Annotated in this window: 4 protein-coding genes and 1 pseudogene; all 5 read left to right on the forward strand. The window is 61.8% G+C overall.

Going from position 1 to position 4,092, the window contains the following annotated elements; all coding sequences use genetic code 11:
• Positions 1 to 149 precede the first annotated feature (149 nt).
• Positions 150 to 578, forward strand: a complete 429-nt coding sequence (locus tag ACEW8G_RS10385; protein ID WP_373488350.1) for a MucR family transcriptional regulator — start codon at positions 150 to 152, stop codon at positions 576 to 578.
• Positions 579 to 898: 320 nt separating this feature from the next.
• The gene (locus ACEW8G_RS10390; RefSeq protein WP_373488351.1) at positions 899 to 1,321 is read left to right on the forward strand and encodes a Fur family transcriptional regulator; all 423 of its coding nucleotides are present in this window, start codon (positions 899 to 901) and stop codon (positions 1,319 to 1,321) included.
• A 6-nt stretch (positions 1,322 to 1,327) separates the two neighbouring features.
• On the forward strand, positions 1,328 to 2,173 hold the full coding sequence (locus ACEW8G_RS10395) for a lysophospholipid acyltransferase family protein (RefSeq protein ID WP_373488352.1): 846 nt from the start codon (positions 1,328 to 1,330) through the stop codon (positions 2,171 to 2,173).
• Positions 2,174 to 2,185: 12 nt separating this feature from the next.
• Positions 2,186 to 3,568 carry a tRNA (N6-isopentenyl adenosine(37)-C2)-methylthiotransferase MiaB gene (gene miaB / locus ACEW8G_RS10400; RefSeq protein ID WP_373488353.1) on the forward strand — a complete coding sequence of 461 codons (1,383 nt, stop codon included), beginning with the start codon at positions 2,186 to 2,188 and terminating at the stop codon, positions 3,566 to 3,568.
• A pseudogene (locus tag ACEW8G_RS10405) lies at positions 3,568 to 4,092 on the forward strand (phosphate starvation-inducible protein PhoH); the annotation flags it as partial. The gene miaB and the pseudogene ACEW8G_RS10405, both read left to right, overlap by 1 nt.

Here is a 4,092-nt window from a genome sequence, read left to right on the forward strand (position 1 = left end):
CATCTTGTCATTGACTATATCGTGGCTATCCGATCATGCATGTTAGTGTTGACGATTGGCAGGGTATCTTGCATAGACCCAATATCGCAGCTTTTGGGCTGTGATTAATGGGCCGCGAAGTCAAAAAACAAGAATGAGGTAGCATAGAGATGACAGACATTGATACAGAACTGCATGAAACGCTGATAACCCTGACCGCTGACATTGTCGCTGCACATGTCAGCAACAACAGCGTTGCGGTTGCAGATATTCCACACCTGATCGAGAACGTGCATCGCGCACTGAACGGTCTTTCGCCTACTGACGCAGTAGTTGAGCCCGAGCGGCCCGAGCCTGCCGTCTCGATCCGCGCTTCGATCAAACCCGATTACATTGTGTGTCTTGAGGACGGCAAAAAGCTGAAAATGCTCAAGCGTCACCTGATGACCCACTATAGCATGACGCCGGATGACTATCGCGCGCGCTGGAACCTGCCTGCCGACTATCCGATGGTCGCCCCCAATTATGCTGCAACCCGCCGCGAGTTGGCCAAGAAAATCGGTCTGGGCCGCAAGCCGGGCAAGCGTCCCGTCAAGTAAACGCTCAACATGGGCTTCACCGCGCAGGTGCAAGCAAACGCATAAACGGCAGGGGGGCCGTTTCTGACGTTTGTTTGCCCTCGCGGCACTCTCTCAACCAAAAAAGACAAAAATCCACAGGACCATTGCAAATATGTGCTCTGTGGTTTCGATAATTTTGACATTCGATATGTGATGTCTTCGCATGCGGGACCCGGCTGTCAAAATCAAGCGACGAGACTGGCTGGCTGACGCGGCCTGGGCTGAATTAGCTGCCCGTTGGGTGTTTTTTGGGCGGCGACTGTCTGGTCCTTGTCAACGAATGCTTCTATAGGAATGTCATGCGACAGAAAATCGACCTGGAAGCCTTGTGCGCCGAACGCGGCCTGCGGATCACCGACCAGCGCCGGGTCATCGCCCGCGTTTTGTCTGAAGCCGATGACCATCCCGATGTGGAAAAGCTGCACGAACGCTCCTCGGCGATCGATCCGCGCATTTCCATCGCCACCGTATATCGCACGGTGCGCCTGTTCGAGGAGGCCGGTATTCTTGACCGGCACGATTTCGGCGATGGCCGCGCGCGCTACGAACCCGCGCCCGAAGCGCATCATGACCATCTAATCGATGTCGAGACCGGCAAGGTGCTGGAATTCGTCGATCCGGAGCTCGAAGCGCTGCAAAAGCTGATCGCCGAGCGGCTGGGGTACCGGCTGGTTGATCACCGCATGGAACTGTACGGCGTCTCGCTTGAACGCAAGGATTGACCGCGCGTGAGCGAGGTTGACCGGGCCGTATCAGCGCCCGCCGCCCCGCCACCTTATCCCGACACGCCCGACATGGCGCATCTGCACTGGCGCGATCCTGGGTTGATCGGTCGCGTGCGGCTCGCCTTCAGGGTCGCGACAATTGCCCTCGTGCTGGTGGCGTTTTTGCCGTTTTACTATCTGTGGCGGGGTTTGCGGCTGTCAAACCCTTGGCCAAAGCTCTTTCTGCGGGCTGTCGGGCGGGCGTGCGGCGCGCGCGTCCGCATCATCGGCACGCCGCTCAAGCGCGATGTGTTCTACATCTCCAATCACTTGAGCTGGCTGGACATTCCGGTGATCGCCGGGCGCAACGGCAGCAGTTTTGTCGCGCAGGATGGCATCAAGACCTGGCCGGTGGTCGGCTGGCTGTGCCGCCTCAACAACACGGTGTTCGTCTCGCGCGGCAACCGCATGGGCATAGCCGGCCAGATCAACGAACTGCGCGAGGCTCTGGTGGAAACCTGGGCGATCACGGTGTTCCCCGAAGGCACGACCAGCGACGGCAGCGGGCTGCTGCCGTTCAAGTCGCCGCTGCTGCAGGTGCTTGATCCGCCGCCGCCCGGGGTGATGGTGCAACCGCTGTATCTCGATTACGGCACGAGCGCGCACGACATCGCCTGGGTGGGAGAGGAAACCGCGCCGAACAACGCGCTGCGGCTGTTCACCCGCAGGGGCAGCTTTGCTGTGACATTGCATTTTCTTGAGCCGTTCAGCCCCGCCGACTTCCCCGGGCGCAAGGCAATTGCCGCCGAGGCACGCGCACGCATCGCGGCGGCGCTTTCCGCTTCCTTGGGCGGCGTTCCGATTGTATAGCGCTTGGCATACATGAACCATCCCGCAGATACCCTCGTCCGGCCCGCGCCCGCCTCTTCTACCGGCGAGCCTGCGCAGCGCTTTTTCGTCACCTCGTTCGGTTGCCAGATGAATGTCTATGATGGCGAGCGGATGGGCGAGCTGCTGACCGCTGAGGGCATGCAGGTTGCCGAGAAACGCGAGGATGCCGATCTGGTGATCCTCAACACCTGCCACATCCGTGAAAAGGCCGTCGCCAAGGTCTATTCGGATATCGGGCGTTTGCGCCGCGACGATGGCAGCACCCCGATGATCGCGGTCGCAGGGTGCATCGCGCAGGCCGAAGGCGCCGAGATCGCCCGGCGCGCGCCAAGTGTCGATATCGTCGTGGGTCCGCAGGCGTATCATCGCCTGCCGCAGTTGATCGAGCAGGCGCGACGCGGGGCGACCGCCATCGATACCGACATGCCCGCGATTACCAAGTTCGGGTCTTTGCCCGCCCGGCCCAGACAGCCGCGCCCGACCGCGTTCCTCACCGTGCAGGAAGGCTGCGACAAGTTCTGCACCTCTTGCGTGGTCCCCTATACGCGCGGCGCAGAACTCTCGCGTCCGTTCGGCGAGCTGGTCGATGAAGCGTGTGCGCTGGCTGAGGGCGGGGTGAAGGAGATCACCCTGCTCGGCCAGAATGTGAATGCATGGGGCGGCGAAGACGACCGGGGGCGGATGCAGGGGCTCGACGGGCTGATCCGCGCGATGGCAGATATCAAAGGCATCCGGCGGATCCGCTATACCACCAGCCACCCCAATGACATGACCGACGCGCTGATCGCGGCGCATGCCGAGATCCCGGCGCTGATGCCCTATCTGCATCTGCCGGTGCAATCGGGCAGCAACCCGATCTTGAAAGCCATGAACCGCAGCCATAATGCCGAAAGCTATCTGGCGATCATCGACAAGGTGCGCGCCGCAAAGCCCGATATCGCGCTGTCGGGCGATTTCATCGTCGGCTTCCCGGGCGAGAGCGAGGCGGATTTTCAGGCAACGCTCGATATCGTGCGCGCGGCCAATTACGCGCAGGCGTTCAGCTTCAAATATTCACCGCGCCCCGGCACGCCCGCTGCCGAAATGGAGGATCAGATCAGCCCCGAGATCATGGACGAGCGCCTGCAACGCCTGCAAGCCCTGCTCAACGAACAGCAGCATGCGTTTAACGCGCAGGCGGTGGGCCAGCGCATGCAGGTGCTGCTCGAACGCCCGGGGCGTAAGCATGGGCAGCTGGTTGGCAAATCGCCCTGGCTGCAATCGGTGCACGTCATCGCCGAAGGCGCAAAGATCGGCGATATCATCGATGTCGACATCATCTCTGCCGGGCCGAACAGCCTGGAGGGCCAGGCCCTGCAGCAGGTGACCGCCTGATGCCGCGCAAGCAGGGCGGCAAGCCTGGTGGCGGCGGCGCGCGCGGTGGCAGCGGATCAGATGGCGGCGGCAAGTTGCGCGGCAAGTCACCCGCGCCGCAAAGCGCCAAACTGTCGCCGGTCTATGGCACCGATTTTCCATTCAACCGCCCCGAACCGGTCAACAAATCGCGGATCGGCGTGGAATTCGACGAGCCCACTTTGCTTGGACCCTTGTTCGGCCAGTTCGACAAGAATCTGGTCGCCATCGAAAACCGGCTGGGCGTGTATATCGCAGCGCGCGGCAATCGCATCCAGATCGAGGGCGAGCCCGAAGCTGCGGCGCGCGCCCGCGATGTGCTGATCGGGCTGCACAAGCGCATCGAACAGGGGCTGGACATCGACGAAGGCGCGCTGGAGGCGCTGATCAGCATGTCGGCCGAACCCACGCTGGAAGGCATCGTCCAGCACGATGTGGCAGAGCTGCCCGCCGTCATGATCCGCACCCGCAAGAAGACCATCGTGCCGCGTTCGCAGACGCAGACG

The sequence above is a fragment of the Blastomonas sp. genome, assembly GCF_041747255.1.
Classification (GTDB): Bacteria; Pseudomonadota; Alphaproteobacteria; order Sphingomonadales; family Sphingomonadaceae; genus Blastomonas.

What these genes read in the sequence shown, in the direction of transcription:
- ACEW8G_RS10385 (WP_373488350.1), top strand. Translation starts at nt 150, where the DNA reads ATGACAGACATTGATACAGAACTGCATGAAACGCTGATAACCCTGACC.
- miaB (WP_373488353.1), top strand. Translation starts at nt 2,186, where the DNA reads ATGAACCATCCCGCAGATACCCTCGTCCGGCCCGCGCCCGCCTCTTCT.
- ACEW8G_RS10390 (WP_373488351.1), top strand. Translation starts at nt 899, where the DNA reads ATGCGACAGAAAATCGACCTGGAAGCCTTGTGCGCCGAACGCGGCCTG.